This is a genomic window from Parabacteroides sp. AM17-47 (assembly GCF_003434625.1).
Classification (GTDB): Bacteria; Bacteroidota; Bacteroidia; order Bacteroidales; family Tannerellaceae; genus Parabacteroides; species Parabacteroides distasonis.
Genome location: NZ_QTLI01000021.1, coordinates 3,313 through 21,507 on the forward strand (window position 1 = coordinate 3,313; position 18,195 = coordinate 21,507).

Genomic DNA, 18,195 nt, shown 5'->3' on the forward strand with positions numbered 1-18,195 from the left:
CAAACAGCCCGAAATCATCCAATCCGTCCCCCTAAAATATATAGCTTCTTATCTAGGTGTCACGGCTCAATCCTTAAGTAGAATCCGGGCGAAGTTAGCTAGTTCTTTAACCTTTATCGTGTAAAGCCTCTTCATATCCCCTCGGACTGGAGATACCATGTCCAGCCATTTATATTTACCTGTATGGCATTCCATGTATTATCAGCAAAGAAAAAGATAATCTTATATCTATCTTGGCGATCCAGATATTCTTGTACATCCATATTATTTCCCTCCATACTAGTCAAGGCTAAAAAATCTGTCAAATTAATATTGAATACCTTTTTGCCGGTAGACTTCTCCGTTACGACAAAACGTGTCGGCCGATCTTCCATCAACCGCATCGTGTTCAACTCGACAGCTGCCGCCGATGATGACTTTTGTTCCATATAATAAGGTCGGAAACTTAACACATCATCCTCCAATAACGAGTTGTCATAGGCCAGATGGCCATTCGACTCGATGATCTCATATTCATAATCATTCATGTTCACATTCCAATTATCTCCGGAGGTAGCCCGGATATAACTATCGGAATAACCTTGAAAAACAAACCGTATCTTATTCGTATCTTTTATCAGATCAATCGTCTCAGTCTGATGGCTGGTCCCTGTAAAATCAACGTCACTGATATAACCATACCAAAGAGGCTCCAGTTCTTTACTGATGATAAGAGACTCCTCACGTTTCAGCCTTAACCTCATATCAGTAATCGTATTCTCTCCCCTAGGCGTATAAATATCGTAGGAGTCACGTGCGCCGGCCCAAGCCAGAAATTGGTATTCTCCTATCGGAAGCTTTACCTCCATTTGGTAATTGCCTGTCGCCAACGCTTCACCTTCCTCTACTTGACTGAACAGAAACTTTCCGTCTTTGTCAAATACATAAAGCTCCACTTTATCCACCTGCGTATGGAACGCATCCGTAAAAAGCATATTATAGTCGTACTTAAACTTGACAAATAAACGACATTCGGGAAGATCCTCATGAAACATATCGCAAGAGGTCAATATCCACGGACAGATAATAAGGATTCCCCAAATTGTATAACGTATAAGACGGTTCTGTTTCATATTTTTCTATTTTTCTAATTAATCCTTACTCTAATTAAAGGGAGTTCCCAGAAGGAAAAAACACTGTTTGGAAACTCCCCTTTTCTAACCTGCGATACCTAACTAATAACCTAAAATCATAAGATCTCCTCTTGGCTATACCAAGTCCACGGGTTCACGTTAATCTGGATAGACAACCATGTCTCATCATTCTCATCTGGCGTATCTGGGTCCGGATCCGGAATAGTAGGATAACCCGGATTATTAAATCCCTTGATATTAATATCATAAACGGAATTACGCACAACCCCAAACTCTCCAAACTCATTCATCGCCTTATCCGAGTCATCATGTTTAATCATGATCTTGTAATAACTTACACCACCATCATAATAAAAGACCGTACCATAACTACCCGCCCCTTTATTCTCTACGGCAAGCCTTGCGTCTACAAATTTCTGTTTAAGTGCCGCAGCCTGCGTTTCTGCGCTTTGACCGGATTGCTTAAATTCATCTCCGGTTGGAATAGTAACCTCCTTGGAGGAATCCACGTATTTTACATACCGGTTGAAGGCTGTTGATATAGAGGTTGGATAACCGTCAGGGTTCCCATCCTTATATTTCTTTGTCAACTCATTTTCTATCCAGTCCATCAAGGTATCATATGTATAGCTTACGCCATTTACGATCATCCAAGACTCACCCTCTCCCACATCAACCGTACCGCCATCTAATTTTTTCAGTTTCTTCGGCGCGAAGTTCGCTTGTAAAAGGACTTGGGTCGTATAAGCATGGTTGTTATACTCTTTTTCTTGTGTATTCTCCAGACAATATTCAGTAACGGGATTAGATGCTGAACTTATCTCATTCCAAGATATGGCAGATGCGTTCGTCGAAGCAGACACAAAATTGTAATTATTCGTATACGCCACTTGATTCGCCTCGTTCCACTCACCGATATTCGTATTGTTGTAATTCGGGTCTACCCGGTATGAACCGATCTCATACCTATCGAATGGAGTGACACAAGTACCGCGAGCATCCGGAGTATTGGCAGGATCTTCATTCCAAGTCTTAATCCTCCTCGATACAGGATAATACCATTTATTAGTAACGTTCAGAATCCATTTCGGGCTATAGATCGATGCCGTGCTATTATCCATAGCGCCATCGCTGGTATATACACGTACTTTAGCGACAACACGATCTATATAAATCGCTAGCGGATTCTTTACCGCGACATCTTGGCTCTTATAAAGAGTTAAGTTTATCGTATTTCCCGAGTTATCCGAAGGTTCCAGATGACCTTTTGAGTTTGTCATCAAAAATGTTCCTGTTTTCGCGACACTCGTTGTTATCGACTCATCCTTCACCGCCTTGTTCACATCCACGAAACTAGAGCCTTCCCCGACGCTGGAGAAACCGGCACCCGGATTCGCGATAATCAGTATTGTCTTAGAAGTAGCCGGAATCTGAAAAGCCTTACTGCTACTGCTTGCGCCGGAAGATGTCAAATCACCGGAGCCGGTACTTAGGTCTATCACTTTTGTAACTAGACTCGCATCTTGATCGCCATCGAAGAAAATCGCTTTAACATCCTCAATCTCATATTCGCCTGTTATCGCATTCTCTTGATTAGGGGTATTCAATCCACGGGTAACGGCGGCGGGAGTCTTAATATTCAAAGCCACCCACGCATCGCCCGAAGGATCGGTTACTACATCGCTATTCCCATCCGAAATAGCATGGTCATCACTACACGCAGCAAACACTAGCGTCGCAAGCGCAAACATAAAAAGTCTTTTCTTTTTCATTTTACAACAATTAAACTGTTTCTAACTAAACACTTATCACTTTTTATCTCTTAGTCATCTTTTAATCCGTCACGACCGTTTGGGATAATTGACTAATATTTAACTTTATACGTTGTACAGAATTAGTATTCGAGGATACACCGGGATCTTTTATAGTAGTCAGGTATATAATGCCACTTCTCTGTTTGGACATTGTATTCCCCAAGACTTCAATATAAATTGTCCCATCATCAACCGTGATCTTATCCGTGTCCTCCCGTACAGCGCCGACGGAAGGACGCAGCTTTATCCAGCTCTTAGGATCATCCGCCCCATCTTCCACATATGCGGAAAGACAATAGTAGTTCATATCGAAACTATCGCTGCTATCCGCAGCCGGCATATATTTAATTGTCACTCCAGCCGCCGGTATAGCATATCTTTGCCTAATACGCACCGTCTTTTCGAGAGTCCCCAATTTCAGCGTGATATACGCATGATCTAACAAGCCATTCGATATTTGAGCTTCCACAGCCGTGATATTCGGATCTGATGTCGTATCATCCACGATCGGTATTCTCGCTCCATTAGATGGGTTTACCAGCAAGGGTACCCCAATGCCGACCTCGTTTCCATTATCACTAATCCGGCAGGCATTCGGAAAACGAGTCCGGCAATCCGTAATCAATTTAAAAACCTCAAAATTGGCACCCTCACTCGTATAGGCGATAAATACCGAATTACTGACTCCCAGAAAGAAATCGTTGTTCGCTACAACTTCGTATGAGTCTCTATTATCAACTGAGATCTCATAATCCAGAGCTGTGTTGGAAGGTTTAGAGGCTTTTGCATCTTCTACCGTATCATAGCCGGGACCTTTTGCCGTAACAATAGTGAATTGATAAGAATGATTACGTTGTAAATCCATTAACTGGACATCCTTATTGACGATCGCCATTTTATAGAAATAATCCCGTCCCCCATACGCACCTTGAATAATCAAGTGTGTATTATTCCGCATATCAGACTCATATAAATAGACTGGATCATTCTCAGTACTCTCCCCCCCATCTATGAAATCTGCCTGAACCAATAAGGATGAATAAGCAGCATCATTCCTGTATTCAGTCAAATTAGAGGTATTATCCCTAATGAGACCATCCAGCGTATGTAACGGTCCTTGCCTAGGTACATTCATAACCGCCACAACTCCCTTTAGCTCAAAGTTCGTCGCCTTATTGACAATTACCATTTTAGCGATCGCCCGGGTAAGCATCAAGGGCGTTCCGTCCGTATTCTCGATCTTTGTTGTATGATCTATCTTATCTACTTCCAGTAAATAACTCATCGGGATCACTTGCCCGTTACCACTATAAGGAATGACAGAAACCGAAGGTACCGCCAATGGAGCCGTCAGCATATTCGTACAGAAATCAGCCAATGTCGTCAAACCTTGCATCAATTGGGCAGAAAATCCAGTTTCATCGAATCCATATTCCGTAACCGCATCCCCATAATAAAATCTATCGGGTGAATTAGCCAATATCAATAACTGATATTTACTGTCATTCGATTGTTTAGTCAATATCACATATCTTTTTCCCGCTAATTCAAAGGCTTGCACGGCTTCCACAAAAGTAGCGTTAGGCCCTTCTCCTTTGAAAACAAACATCCATGGGTTCTTACCCACCGTACCCTCATCCATAAGTCCTTTTGTTGACGGGAGATGGTACGAATTAGCACGGGCGAAAATCTCCAGCTGTACTTTTTCAGAAAAGACTTCTTCCTCTCCTACCTGTTCAGACAAAGCAAATTCATGCTCACAGCCAGATAGCATTAATAGGGATAACAGAGCCCAAAAACCGATCATATGTATACTAATTATTCTCATTCTTTCACGCAACGAATTGTAAAACCAAATTGATGACTCGAAGACTTGGGAGTTGTCGCTAAATAATTATACTCTATCCCCCAAATATTACCGTGAGCAGAACCTTTCTCTTCTCCACTTGACGTATCAGTCCACCCCGGAGCCGCTGAAGAAGACCAATAATACCCTGTCTCACTCGCATATTCCAAACTACCATCCGTATGCCATCTTCGGCCTGCGGCCGGAAAGAAAATAGAGGCGTTATTGTCCGGATTAAATATCAAGACACCCCCATAAGCCGCTTCCGTCGTATCTAAAGACACTCCTTTATACTTACTGACCTTCCCCGAACCTCTTTCTATGCCATCGATCATATCTCTTTCCACGATAGGACGCCTGTCGAAAAAACCATCCGCATAGAATCCGTACTTGATCTCTTCCAGAATCTTAGGGATATATTTCTCCGGTTTATTCTGTGGATCAATCGGTTTTTCAGCCGTCACCCAATTTCCATCCCCTTTCATTGGATTACGGAATAACGACATTCTTATCTCGGATTTATATACATCATTATAGGTATAACTATTCAACACAATCCTATCCAAGGGACCGTCGCTTGGACGATGATAACCCGGGGGACAGATCTCGTAATAATCTTTCAGTTTATCCCCGCTCGTAGCATCCCAAAAAGTGGGAGTCTCAATACGTCTTATCGGCCATTCCGATAACTCCCACGTAGCACTCTTATTATTCACGTTGGTAGGGTGATACGCACGAAGTGCTAAAGAAGCATATGCTACCGGTAATCCCCATTGAAAATGAGCGCCGGCTTGAGTCGGATACTTAACAAAATCAACTTGATCAGTGCTTTTATCTATCTGCCTCCATTCATCCTTTGTATCAACATCATTTAAGAATGACCGAGCTGTCAAATTGTACGCACTAAATTTTACACCTAAATCCGGCCCCTCGTTTGTACCCCTCCGCATTATATAATCAGGAGCCTCTCCTTGGCGGACATATAAATCAGTTTCGTAAGTCGTCCCATTTTCCGTATAAGAAAGCTTTACGACACCATATCTAGGCACTCCTTTTCTAGGATTCTTGCTCTTCAATCCTATCCGGAAGTAAACACGTCCTCTTCCTTGTACAAAACTGCCTGTCTCACCTTTCTGTGAATTAGGAATAACCGGATAGTCTTCCGGATCTCCCGGAGAACCTGTTCCAACGTTAGGATCAAAGCTAGGTGTCGAGCTTATCACTATAAAATCCTGATATTCGGTTGGAACTTCCACACGCCACTGATACCAATAACTCCACTTGTTCCCACTAATTATCCTTTCTCCACTTTCATCATCCTTATAGAAAGCCCCTACATAAGGGTTAGACCATAGATGATTCGTTGAATTAATATCAAACGGATAACGATTTCCATATTGACTGACCTTTACGGTTATCGTTCTACGAATAGCGTTCTTCCCCGAGAAATCTTCCGCAGCCATCAATGTAATCTCATAGGTTTCCTTACCTATAATATAGTTTGGCAAATCAAGTAAGATATCCATATAGCCCGCTCCAGTACTCGGATCATACGAAATCCTCTCATCAGCGTTCGGCTGCCACTCTTGACTCGACAAAGCGTTAAACACCTCATTCGTTTCCTTATAAGTGTTTGTACTTAGCACTTTTACTTTATCAAAAATCCTCACAACCGGCATATTGGACGAGAAAGAGATTCGTGCCCCGTTAAAATCGGTAATATCGACCTCCGTATGTGACACATTTAGCACTCTATTACCAGATATATTCCAATCATTTGCTATTGAATCCCAATCCGATGCCTGTATATTCATCTCCAAGGGTTGTTTAATGATCCCGGTAAGATCTAGCTTCGTATTTTTAGGTAAGTTATAATCAACCGGCTCTGAGTTTATTTTCAACTCACAGGAGGGATTATAGCTATCCTCCATATCTACCGTAAAAACCACCGCATTTGCCGGATCGTTCTTTCTCTCCAACTCATTAGAGGGCAAAATAATACGAGTGATCTTCCGAGCCCAATTCATTCCGGGAATATTTGGAGTAACAGAGGAGAAATAATCACCATCTTCTCTCAATGTAAAATTACGTGTTACATTCCTCTCAATAGTAGAGCCACTATATTGAGCTGTCAATGGGATCAAATTAGGGATACCACTAAATATAACTCCATTAAAAATATCATCGAAATTATCTGCCGCCTCCAAAACAACATCTACTCGAACTCCCAGACGATTAAGGGCCAGTTGTAATAAAGAAACCGTTGTCCCATCACTCAATTTAGCCCCTTTACCTTTTGGTAAAACCTCTACGTTATTTATTTCCTGCATCATTGGGATCGATTTCTCCGAAGAAAAAGAGCTTGCGGGATAAGCGATAAGATTCAAATCGTCATAACGTGAAAGAGTGTTCAGTTTATTGGCTATAACGTTATCCGTCGGTTCATTCGCCAAAAATACGAAATCATAATTCCCAGCTACGATTGGATGCCGGATGATATTTTCTATCCATTGATTCTTACTATAGTGAATATTAGATATGCATGCTCCCGTTGTCTTATTGAAAGCCAAAACACGAAGCGTATTCACGTCGTAGTCCTCTTCGCTACCCGAATGAGTCGTATTTTGAGAATCTATATTCCTAATAGAAATATAGGCTCCTTCCACATTACCGCTAATCATTGTCTCATCCGTACATGAGAAAAGGATTATCAATAACAAGACTGCCACGAAACCTTTATATATTTTACACTCTTCCACTATCATAAAAATTGCTCTAATGTTATAATGCAAATATCACGATATAAAAAGTCACAATAAACTAAATATGCACCCAATAATGACAATATGAATCACAGTTTACATCTAATTATGCAATTATTTTTCAGGCCGTTACAGTTTCCAGAAAAACAAGATCAAAAGGCTCTATTTTTCTATTATACGCAAGACTCTTATCAAACAGTTCCGATTATCGAAACAAATCACATTAATAAGAATCCACGAAAAAGCCCTTAAACGAAAGATCGCTTAAAGGCTCAATAAACATCCCTTATAATATTCATTTATGTAGAAATTAGGTCCGTTATATTTCGTCTTATCTATAATTATAATATATCAATAACCGATCTCTGTCTTTTTATAAAATCGATACGTTGTGCCTCTCCACTTTCGGATATTAGGATAGAATGGCGTTTCAATGCCTGAATCCAATCTCGTTGCATTTTACAAATCTGCGGACTTTGGGAGTCCATAGAATTGATTGAATAAACTCGTAGCATACTAATTTGGAAATCCAGCTTCTCTATATAAGTATAGGTTGCCTCAAAATCAATGCTTGATAAGTAGAAAAACACCTTATGGCCCTCACTGAACTCTCCTGTGATAGATAAAGCCTCCATATGAGTAAGTAATTGATAAAGTTCCTCTTTCAAGCACAGAACATCCTCTTTCGATATCAAATTCAGGCAAGCAAAGTATTGGACCTCTTTCACGAAAGAAACAAAAATATTCATATCCCAGATAAAACTGGTTTTCGGACAATTCTTTACGCTATAACTTAATTTTTTATGTACATTTATAATTCGTTCTTCCACCACCATCCCATATAGAGAATTTGGAGTCTTTATCTGTCCATGATGATATAACCAGCGGCAAAGACGGAACTTAGACAGATATTCAAAAGAGGAATAAAGCGTAAAAGGCAAAACATTCGATGCCGTACAAACCTCCGTACTCTTATCTCCTTTCACATAGTCAAATATCCGTAAGTAACGATCAATAATCTCATAATAACTTTCTATCGCATTGGCAGACCGGAGCAAGTTCATATCGAAAGTCACTCTATTATGCAAGTGATTTCCTATGATCTGATCTATGGAGATCCCCAACTTATAGGAAATTTGCGCAACCTCATCAATCGTAAAAGCGACCTCTCCCCGAAGCCTGCGGTACACCGCCTCTCTCCCGATACATAAAGTATCCGTCAAGAAATTAGCAAGATTTTGTCCGGGAGGAAACCTATCTTTCATTGCGGTTATCAATTCATTTACAATACTATCTTTCATTGCCTTATACCTTATTTCCAACTATTAATATTCCTTGATACATTTGGCAAATGTAAAACATGTAAACGATAGTTTTGTACGATAAAGCAAGCCTATGAGAATTGTTCCTTTTCTAATTAAAGCAAACACAGACAGAAAAAGATAGAAAACGAAATTAAACTAAAAAAGCACCTATAAATTTCGAATCGCACAATCGGAAGATCTAGGTTGTTTCATTTATCGAAACAGGTTCAAACCCTAAAGCGTATTTATAATCTCCCTTTGTCTATTGAAAAACTGGATACGTTGCATCTCTCCACTCTCGGAGATCATGGTAGAGAACTTTTTTAAAGATTGAATCCAGTCTTTCAAGCTATTAAACATCTCAGAATCCTGTGTCGTAATAGAATTTATCGAGTAAACCCGTATCATACTTAACTGCAAAGAACTTGTTTCCAGATAACTATACGTAGCCTCAAAGTTAATATGCGATACATAAATTCGTACACTATTGCCAGCCTCGGTCTTTCCTCTCATGGCAAGTTCTTCCAATTCATCCACCAACACTAATAACTCCTCTTTGATACGTTGTATATCCTCACAGGAAATAAGATGGATATCGGAGAAATATTTAATGTCATTGACCAAATGATGGAAGATCATATTATCCCAAATATAATCCGTAGAATGGATATACTGTGTCAACGATACAAATTCTCTTTGGGTATCAACCAGTTTTTCCGGTATCTTCAGATTCTCAAAATGATTGCATTGGATATGCTTATTCTGATACATCCACTTAAATAAACGAAACTTTGACAAAAGGTCATGCTTCAAATAAAGGATCTGAGGAATAGTATTGGAAGAGGTACCCAAAGCCGTAGTAGGATCATCCTGAAAGGCCCTAAAGATCTTCACATATCTAGACAAGATCGTAAAATAAGCATTAAAAGGATCATCGTGATCTACCACATTCAAGTCGAACACGGCATTGGCACTAAAACTAACCCCTACTATTTTATCCAATGACACACCCAATTTCCTTGAGATAAGAGCTGCCTCTTCCAAGGTGAAAGGAACCTCGCCACGTAAGCGCCTATAAATGGCTTCTCTGCCAATATAAAGGGTATCCATCAACAGATTCGCCAAATTTGTCTTAGGGGGAAGTTTTTCTTTTAAAGCTTCAATCAAGCCTGTATTTAATTCATTTATCATCATAACCATGTCGAATGAAAAATCATCTACTCTAGTAACATATATAGAGAGGAAGTTGTTTCGAGAACAAGTACATTCGTAGATGGATTTTCAAAGCACGTAGCTTTTCAGCTTATTCATATCAACTATTTTCCCTTCCCGGGAAATAGCCCCTTCCTCTATCATTTCCGAGAAACTACGGGCCAATGAAGGACGGGCCACTCCAAAATATTCCGAAAGCTCTGTTTGATTACGATCCTGCTTATAATGATCTCCTTGAATACGTTTAAGTATATAGTAAGCCAGTTTACCTTTAATGGTCTTAATCGATAATAATTGAAGACGTTCAGAAAGAAATTGTGTCCGGTTGGCGTTAAAAGCCATATAGCTTTGAAGAAAATGCTCGTTTGTCGCCAGCAAACGCATCACCGCATTCTTAGGTATTAAAATGATCTCGCATTCCTCCAAGGCGATAACATCTACCGGGAAGCGATTATTTTCCGCAAACAAAAATGCGGAGGCCAAAGGAGTAGGCGCCGATAAAGTCTCCACTTCCAGAATTGTCCCGCTTTCGGTGATCATCTCAGTCTTTACCCGTCCTTTACTCAATAGATAAAGCGAAGATAAGGCATCTCCCTGACGAGCCACCCAGTCACCTTTCTTAAACGACCTTGTCGAATAATCCAACGAACTGAAAAGAGCGGTTTGCTCTTCCTCAGACAATTTTCCGCAAATAGGACACAAACTCAGATTCATAAAACTTCCTTTTGCGGATAAAGATAAAGAAAATAATCAAAGAGTGTAACAACTGTTACAGGTTAAACGATCTTCTATCCCCTACATTCGCGATAAACTTATAAAATAAAAGCTATGTTCTGTTATCAATGTCAAGAAACCGCCCAAGGAAAGGGCTGTATATTAAAAGGTGTATGTGGTAAGACCGCCGAAGTGGCCGGATTACAAGATTTACTGATGTACTTAATGAAGGGAATCTCCAAACTAACAACGACTTTACGCAAGCGAGGCGTGGAATCATCCACGGCCAATAAGTTTATCGTCGACGGACTTTTCATGACCATCACAAACGCCAATTTCGATTCATCCAGATTCGTATCAAAGATCAAAGAAGCCTATCAGCTACGGGAGAACCTTCTCGACGAGCTACATCGACAGGGAATCCATCCATCCTTAACCTGCGATTGTCTGACTTGGAAATCGGACAAAGTAGAGGAAATGGAGGTCAAATCGAAAGAAGTAGGTATTCTCGCCACAGAAAACAAGGATATCCGCTCTCTACGAGAATTACTCACTTATGGGGTAAAAGGTATGGCTGCCTACGTGGAACACGCTTACAATCTAGGCTTCGAGGATACCAGCCTCTATGCCTTTATCCAAGACGCCTTGGTCGCAACGACTCAATCGGACCTGACCGTCGCCGATTTAACCCGATGGGTACTCACCTGCGGCGAATACGGAGTAAAAGCCATGGCCTTATTAGATAAAGCGAATACTTCCACCTATGGCAACCCGGAAATTACGAAAGTGAATATCGGCGTAGGAAAGAACCCGGGTATACTTATCAGTGGGCACGACTTGAGAGACATTCAAGACTTGCTGGAACAAACCGAAGGTACAGGCATAGATGTCTATACACATAGCGAGATGCTTCCTGCACATTATTACCCGGCTTTCAAGAAGTATAAGCATTTTGTAGGAAACTACGGTAGCGCCTGGTGGAAACAAACATCTGATTTCGAGACATTCAACGGAGTTATCCTGTTTACGACCAACTGCCTTGTCCCTCCCCGTTCTTCCGCCACTTATGCCGATCGGGTCTATACGACCGGCTCTACCGGGTTCGAAGGATTCCCACATATCGCCGATCGTAAGCCCGGAGGCTCTAAGGATTTCTCTGCGTTAATCGAACACGCAAAGAAATGCGCCCCTCCAACGGAAATCGAACATGGGGAGATCATCGGTGGATTCGCTCATGAGCAGGTATTCCAATTAGCCGACAAGGTTATCGATGCCGTAAAATCAGGAGCGATACGTAAATTCTTTGTCATGGCAGGTTGCGACGGAAGAATGAAGAGCCGTAGCTACTATACCGAATTCGCCGAGAAATTACCGAAAGATACCGTCATATTAACCGCCGGTTGTGCCAAATATCGTTACAACAAACTGCCTGTGGGGGAGATCAGAGGTATTCCACGGGTATTAGATGCCGGACAATGTAATGACAGTTACTCATTGGTGATGATCGCCCTCAAGTTAAAAGAGATCTTCGGGCTGGATGATGTCAATGAATTACCTATCGCATACAATATCGCATGGTACGAGCAAAAAGCGGTAATCGTATTACTCGCCCTACTCTACCTAGGCGTAAAAAACATTCACTTAGGACCGACATTGCCAGCGTTCTTGTCGCCGAATGTAGCCAAAGTATTGGTCGATAATTTCGGGATCGCCGGAATAGGTAGCGTGGACGAAGACATGGAACTATTTCTAGGAAAGTAAAATAAACCTTTCCCGATCCGCTCTTGTTTTCCTATCACATTTTAATCGATTCAAGATGAATAAGGAACAACAAAAAAGAGTAGCCGCCATTCATGACCTATCGGGATTTGGCAAATGTTCATTGACAGTTGCCCTCCCGATCCTCTCGGCGGCAGGAATAGAGACAAGCGCCTTACCTACGGCCATACTTTCTACACACACAGGAGGTATTCTCGGCTATACTTATAGAGACTTGACGGAAGATATGCGTCCGTTCATGAAGCATTGGAAAGAATTGGATATCCGTTTCGACGCCGTCTACAGCGGCTTTCTTGGATCTTTCGAGCAATTAGATATCGTAAAAGAGTTCTTCTCCCTTTTCAAGCGGGAAGATAACCTGATTCTAGTCGATCCTGTCATGGGCGATAACGGAGAACTATACAAGATATTCACCCCTAAATTCGCCAAAGGAATGAGATCCCTTTGTGAAAAAGCGGACATTATCGTACCGAACCTGACGGAGGCCGCATTATTGTTGGGCGAACCCTACCAAGCAGGTCCCTATACCAAAGCTTATATCGATGGTATTTTACATAAACTAAGTCAGCTAGGCCCTAAGCAAGTTGTCTTGACCGGTGTCTATTTCGACGAGAAAGAACTGGGAGCCGCCACTTTCGATATGGAACGAAATGCGACAGAGTATGTTTTAACAGAGAAAATACCCGGTTATTATCATGGTACGGGAGATGTTTTCGCAAGTGCTTTACTGTCCGGTTTGTTAAATAATTTCAACTTGGAGAGATCTGCGGAAATAGCCGTTCGCTTCACGACAGAAAGTATTCTTCGAACATTCAAGGCGCAAACGGATTATCGCTTTGGCGTGAACTTCGAACAATCCATTCCGGATTTACTAAAAGAACTGAAACTGATATAAATGAGAGCCTTTTTTTTCTCATATTTGCAAATAAAAGGAATATAATAGTATGGCTAAATTAAGAATAGCGTTTTCTGGTATCGGTGCGGTGGGTGGTTATTACGGAGGTATGGTCGCCGCCCGCTATCAAGGAACAATAAAAGCAGATATCTTTTTTATCGCCCGTGGAGAAAATCTAAAGGCTATCCGTGAAAACGGTTTACAAATGCAACTAGGCATCCGGACAATCCATACGGCTCCGGCACTAGCCACCGATAATCCCGCCGAGATAGGGCCGGTAGACTACCTTTTCTGTTGTACAAAAAGTTACGATCTAGAAGAAAACATCCAGCAGCTAAAGCCTGTTATCGGACCTGAGACCGTTATCATCCCCTTGCTAAACGGATTGGATATCGAAGAACGAATCCATAATATACTACCCGAACAAGAGGTCTGGAAAGGATGTGTTTACATCGGTTCCCGCTTGACAGAGCCGGGTGTTATCGAGAAATTCTCCTTGAAAGAACGTATTTTCTTCGGCAACAAAGATGCAAACAAAGATAAGCAAACCGAGTTGCTTAAATTACTTATGTATGCCCGGTTAAACGCTTTTAATCCAGCGGATATAGACCTACGCATCTGGAAGAAATTCTTCATGATCTCTACGGCGGCTACGGCTACGAGTTTCTTCAACCAGCCCATTGATGAAGTACTAGCCCAACATATCGACCTGTTCATCGCTTTGGGTACGGAATTAAAAAGCGTAGCGGAGGCTATGGGAGTCCGTTTACCCGATGACATCGTCTATACTTCCATCGAGATGCAAAAGATGATGCCGGCCGGCTCCACGACTTCCATGCATAGTGATTTTCTCGCCGGGAAAAAAACAGAGTTGGAAACATTGACAGGATATGTAATTCGTCAAGCGGAGAAGCTCGGCGTTGATGTCCCTACTTATCGATTTATGTATAACGGATTGTCTTTTTATCCCTATCCGAAGAAAACAGAAATATCATAATTATGCAAAATATAATAAACGGGCGTTGTGGTTGGTGCGGAACTGACGAGTTGTATATGAGATACCATGATCAAGAGTGGGGGAAGTTGGTGACCGACGATAAAACACTGTTCGAGTTTCTTGTGCTGGAAAGTTCTCAAGCCGGGTTAAGTTGGATAACTATCCTTAGGAAGCGTGAGGGATATCGCAAGGCATTTTGTGATTTTGATATCGAAAGAGTGGCGCAAATGACCGATGAAGATGTTGAACGGTTGATGCAGTTTGAGGGAATTGTGAAAAACCGTCAGAAAATTAAATCGACAATCACAAACGCAAGGCAGTTTCTCTCCATACAGAAAGAGTTCGGTAGCTTTTATAATTACACCCTATCATTCTTTCCTAACCAAAAACCGATTATCAACACCTTTCAGTCATTGAGTGAGATTCCGGTATCATCTCCCGAATCCGAAGCCATGAGCAAAGATATGAAGAAACGAGGATTCAAATTCTTCGGAGCCACAATTTGTTACGCCCACCTACAGGCTTCGGGATTTATCAACGATCATCTGGTGGACTGCGTTTGCCGAAAAAGATAATAAAAAAGGCGGAAACAGCATGTTCCCGCCTTCATTATTATTTTAGTGAGTGATCTTATTGACCGATATAAGTCTCCATGAACTTAGCGCCCGGAGCCGGAGAGATGGTTATTACCTCCGTATCCGCAGGGATCAAGACAGTTTGACCTTGGTGAACAAAGATCTCGTTTCCTTTATTATCACGGATGGAAGCCTTGCCTGCCATACAGATGTAAACGACAAAAGAATCCAGTTCCGAGAAATTACGAACCATAATCGTATCCAGATCCAAAAGATTCGTGGTGAAATATTTGCAATCCGCCAACTCTACCGTGGCATTCGTATGACCTTTGTAGTGAGTACGGTAATCCGGATACAACGTATAATCGATAGCGTCTTTCGCCAATTCCGTATGCAGCTCACGGCCATTACCGTTCACATCTTTACGGTTGTAATCGTAAATACGATACGTGATATTACTGGTCTGCTGGATCTCGGCGATAAAACAACCCGCTCCGATCGCATGCACACGTCCCGCCGGCAAGAAAAATACATCACCTTCATTTACGTCGTAACGTTGAAGCACATCCATGATCGTATTGTTCTCCACCCGTTTCACGTATTCCTCTGCGTCGATTTGCTCAGAGAAACCGGAATACAAGCCAGCGCCTTTCTCTGCCTTGATCACATACCACATCTCCGTCTTACCGAAAGAGTTGTGGCGCTTTTTCGCCAGCTCATCGTCCGGGTGAACTTGAATAGATAAATTATCACGGGCATCGATAAACTTGATAAGCAAGGGGAAAGTCGTCCCGAATCTCTCCATCACCTTCTCTCCCAGCAATTCCTTGCCATAAGAGCGGATCAACTCATCCAAAGACTTACCTTCCAACTCGCCATTATCGACGATTGAATAATTTCCCTCAACATGAGAAAGCTCCCAGCTCTCGCCTACACCATTCTCAACCGGAGTAATACCCTTAAACGGGCAGATATCTGAACCGCCCCAAATCACCTTCTTGAGGATCGGCTTAAATGTAAATGGATATAACATAACGTGTTTTGTGTATAGAGTTTTACTTTTTGACCTTCACTTTCCTTAATACGACGGCGCTACGTGCCGGGATATAAAGTTTCAGCCATTCTTTCTTTTCTTTCTTATATAACGGATCAAATTGCGTGAAATGCCTTATGGTATCATCAGCCAAGCCAAACCCCCCGAAACGGATAGCGTCGGTGTTCAATACGACCTCATATTCTCCCTTCGGAACTAAGAAACCGTAATCCGTGAACGATTTCGTCGGGCTAAAGTTGAACACAAAAACCAAGTCTTTACGCATATAAGCCAATATCTGATCGCCATCATTATCCCAAACCTTCTGGATAGGGGTATCTTGGAAATTCTTCACATCCCCGATCAATTCCAACATCTCACGGTCGAAATCGCCCAAGAAATGGTACTTCAAATCCAAGTTGTCCACCAAATCCCATTGGCGGCGAGCGTATTTATAAGACCATCCATTGCCCTCCCTCGGGAAGTCGATCCATTCCGGATGCCCGAACTCATTTCCCATAAAGTTCAGATAACCGCCATTAATAGTAGAAGCCGTAACCAAACGGATCATCTTATGCAAGGCGATACCTCTATCTACCATGAAATTATGGTCATCTTTTTGCATATGCCAATACATATCGGCGTCGATCAAGCGGAAGATGATCGTCTTATCACCCACCAAGGCTTGATCGTGGCTCTCGGCATAACTGATCGTCTTCTCATCGGCACGACGGTTCGTCGTCTCCCACCAGATCGAAGACGGATGCCAATCCTCATCTTTCTTTTCCTTGATCGTCTTGATCCAATAGTCCGGGATGTTCATAGCCATGCGATAATCAAAGCCATAACCACCATCCTCTATCTTAGCCGCCAAACCCGGCATGCCACTCACCTCCTCGGCGATCGTTATAGCGCCCGGATTCACCTCATGGATCAATTTATTGGCCAAGGTTAGATAAGCGATAGCGTCGCCATCTTGGTGGCCATTAAAATAATCGCCGTAATTACAGAAAGCCTCGCCCAAGCCATGGCTGTAGTAAAGCATGGAGGTCACGCCGTCGAAACGGAAACCATCGAACTTATACTCCTCCAGCCAGAACTTACAATTCGACAATAAGAAATGAAGCACCTCGTTCTTTCCATAATTGAAGCACAGGGAATCCCATGCCGGATGCTCACGGCGTTCGCCACTCAGGAAATATTGGTCATACGAACCGTCAAAGCGGCCTAATCCCTCCACCTCGTTCTTTACGGCGTGGCTATGTACGATGTCCATGATCACGGCGAGACCCATCCCGTGCGCCTCATCGATCAGTTGTTTCAACTCGTCCGGCGTACCGAAACGGGAAGAGGCGGCGAAGAAGCTACTTACGTGATAGCCGAACGATCCATAATAGGGATGTTCTTGTATAGCCATGATCTGAATGGCGTTATAACCATCCTTCGCTACACGAGGCAATATATTTTGACGGAATTCATTATACGTCCCCACCTTCTCCTCGTTGGTGCTCATACCGATATGGCACTCGTAGATCAAAAGGGGAGACTTCTTAGGTTTGAACCGTTTATTCTTGAATTTATAAGGTTTCTCCGGGTTCCATACTTGAGCGCTGAATATCTTAGATTGCTCATCTTGCACCACCCGGCGAGTCCATGCGGGAATACGTTCTCCGCTACCGCCGTCCCACTCGACCAGCAACTTAAACAAGTCCTCATGATACATCTGCGCATCGGTCAAAGCGATCTCCCATACGCCATTCGCCTTACGTTTAAGCTTGTATTTATTATCTTTCTGCCATCCGTTGAATGTTCCAATCAAATAAATAGCGGTAGCATTCGGCGCCCATTCACGGAACACCCAGCCTTTCGTGGTTTTGTGTAACCCAAAATAAAGATATCCGGAAGCCATCTCGGATAAGGTTAGTTTACCATTATTCGTCAGGCTCTTTTCTTTATCAATCACGTATTGATACCGGCCTTCTATAGCCGCCTCATAAGGGGCCAGCCACGGGTCATTTTTTATCAGATTTAGAGACTCCATGATTTATTATAATTTGGTTCTCGGCAAAGATAAAAGAAAAAAACATACCCATTGATAATATTAGGATATTTCTTATATTCGCGGTAAACC

At 42.2% G+C, this 18,195-nt stretch carries 13 protein-coding genes and 1 pseudogene; 5 read left to right on the forward strand and 9 right to left on the reverse strand.

What is annotated here, in order from left to right; genetic code table 11:
• Positions 1–124, forward strand: a pseudogene (locus tag DW205_RS22875) (cAMP-binding protein); the annotation flags it as partial.
• Between the two features lie 7 nt (positions 125–131).
• Here DW205_RS22875 and DW205_RS16645 read toward each other — a convergent pair.
• From DW205_RS16645 to DW205_RS16675, 7 genes are all read right to left on the reverse strand, one after another.
• Positions 132–1,112, reverse strand: a complete 981-nt coding sequence (locus DW205_RS16645; protein ID WP_005866262.1) for a FimB/Mfa2 family fimbrial subunit — start codon at positions 1,110–1,112, stop codon at positions 132–134.
• 116 nt (positions 1,113–1,228) lie between these two features.
• Positions 1,229–2,905 (reverse strand): Mfa1 family fimbria major subunit, encoded by a 1,677-nt coding sequence (locus DW205_RS16650; RefSeq protein WP_008778117.1) that lies wholly within the window; start codon positions 2,903–2,905, stop codon positions 1,229–1,231.
• 61 nt (positions 2,906–2,966) lie between these two features.
• Positions 2,967–4,775, reverse strand: coding sequence for a hypothetical protein (locus DW205_RS16655; RefSeq protein ID WP_034530409.1), 1,809 nt, complete (start codon positions 4,773–4,775; stop codon positions 2,967–2,969).
• The gene (locus DW205_RS16660) at positions 4,772–7,558 is read right to left on the reverse strand and encodes a fimbrial protein (RefSeq protein ID WP_005866256.1); all 2,787 of its coding nucleotides are present in this window, start codon (positions 7,556–7,558) and stop codon (positions 4,772–4,774) included. Before DW205_RS16660 ends, DW205_RS16655 begins: the two co-directional genes overlap by 4 nt.
• 338 nt (positions 7,559–7,896) lie before the next feature.
• A complete protein-coding gene (locus DW205_RS16665; protein WP_005866252.1) occupies positions 7,897–8,856 on the reverse strand; it encodes a hypothetical protein in 960 nt (319 codons plus the stop codon).
• A 237-nt stretch (positions 8,857–9,093) separates the two neighbouring features.
• The gene (locus DW205_RS16670; protein WP_005866250.1) at positions 9,094–10,053 is read right to left on the reverse strand and encodes a hypothetical protein; all 960 of its coding nucleotides are present in this window, start codon (positions 10,051–10,053) and stop codon (positions 9,094–9,096) included.
• 87 nt (positions 10,054–10,140) lie between these two features.
• Positions 10,141–10,785: a Crp/Fnr family transcriptional regulator gene (locus DW205_RS16675; RefSeq protein ID WP_005866248.1), complete on the reverse strand. Its 645-nt coding sequence runs from the start codon at positions 10,783–10,785 to the stop codon at positions 10,141–10,143.
• A gap of 114 nt (positions 10,786–10,899) precedes the next feature.
• Between DW205_RS16675 and hcp the strand changes: the two genes are divergently transcribed.
• The 4 genes from hcp to DW205_RS16695 are packed head-to-tail and all read left to right on the forward strand — an operon-like array spanning position 10,900 to position 15,031.
• Positions 10,900–12,546 carry a hydroxylamine reductase gene (gene hcp, locus DW205_RS16680; protein ID WP_121963120.1) on the forward strand — a complete coding sequence of 549 codons (1,647 nt, stop codon included), beginning with the start codon at positions 10,900–10,902 and terminating at the stop codon, positions 12,544–12,546.
• Positions 12,547–12,601: 55 nt separating this feature from the next.
• Positions 12,602–13,459: a pyridoxamine kinase gene (locus DW205_RS16685; protein ID WP_005866243.1), complete on the forward strand. Its 858-nt coding sequence runs from the start codon at positions 12,602–12,604 to the stop codon at positions 13,457–13,459.
• 49 nt (positions 13,460–13,508) lie between these two features.
• Complete coding sequence (locus DW205_RS16690; protein WP_005866241.1) at positions 13,509–14,456, forward strand: ketopantoate reductase family protein; 948 nt, start codon at positions 13,509–13,511, stop codon at positions 14,454–14,456.
• 2 nt (positions 14,457–14,458) lie between these two features.
• Positions 14,459–15,031, forward strand: a complete 573-nt coding sequence (locus DW205_RS16695) for a DNA-3-methyladenine glycosylase I (protein ID WP_005866239.1) — start codon at positions 14,459–14,461, stop codon at positions 15,029–15,031.
• Positions 15,032–15,086: 55 nt separating this feature from the next.
• Here DW205_RS16695 and DW205_RS16700 read toward each other — a convergent pair whose 3' ends face one another.
• Together DW205_RS16700 and DW205_RS16705 are read right to left on the reverse strand one after the other, a co-directional pair.
• Positions 15,087–16,064 (reverse strand): type I phosphomannose isomerase catalytic subunit, encoded by a 978-nt coding sequence (locus DW205_RS16700; RefSeq protein ID WP_005866237.1) that lies wholly within the window; start codon positions 16,062–16,064, stop codon positions 15,087–15,089.
• A 22-nt stretch (positions 16,065–16,086) separates the two neighbouring features.
• Complete coding sequence (locus DW205_RS16705) at positions 16,087–18,105, reverse strand: alpha amylase C-terminal domain-containing protein (RefSeq protein WP_005866235.1); 2,019 nt, start codon at positions 18,103–18,105, stop codon at positions 16,087–16,089.
• Between the last annotated feature and the right edge of the window lie 90 nt (positions 18,106–18,195).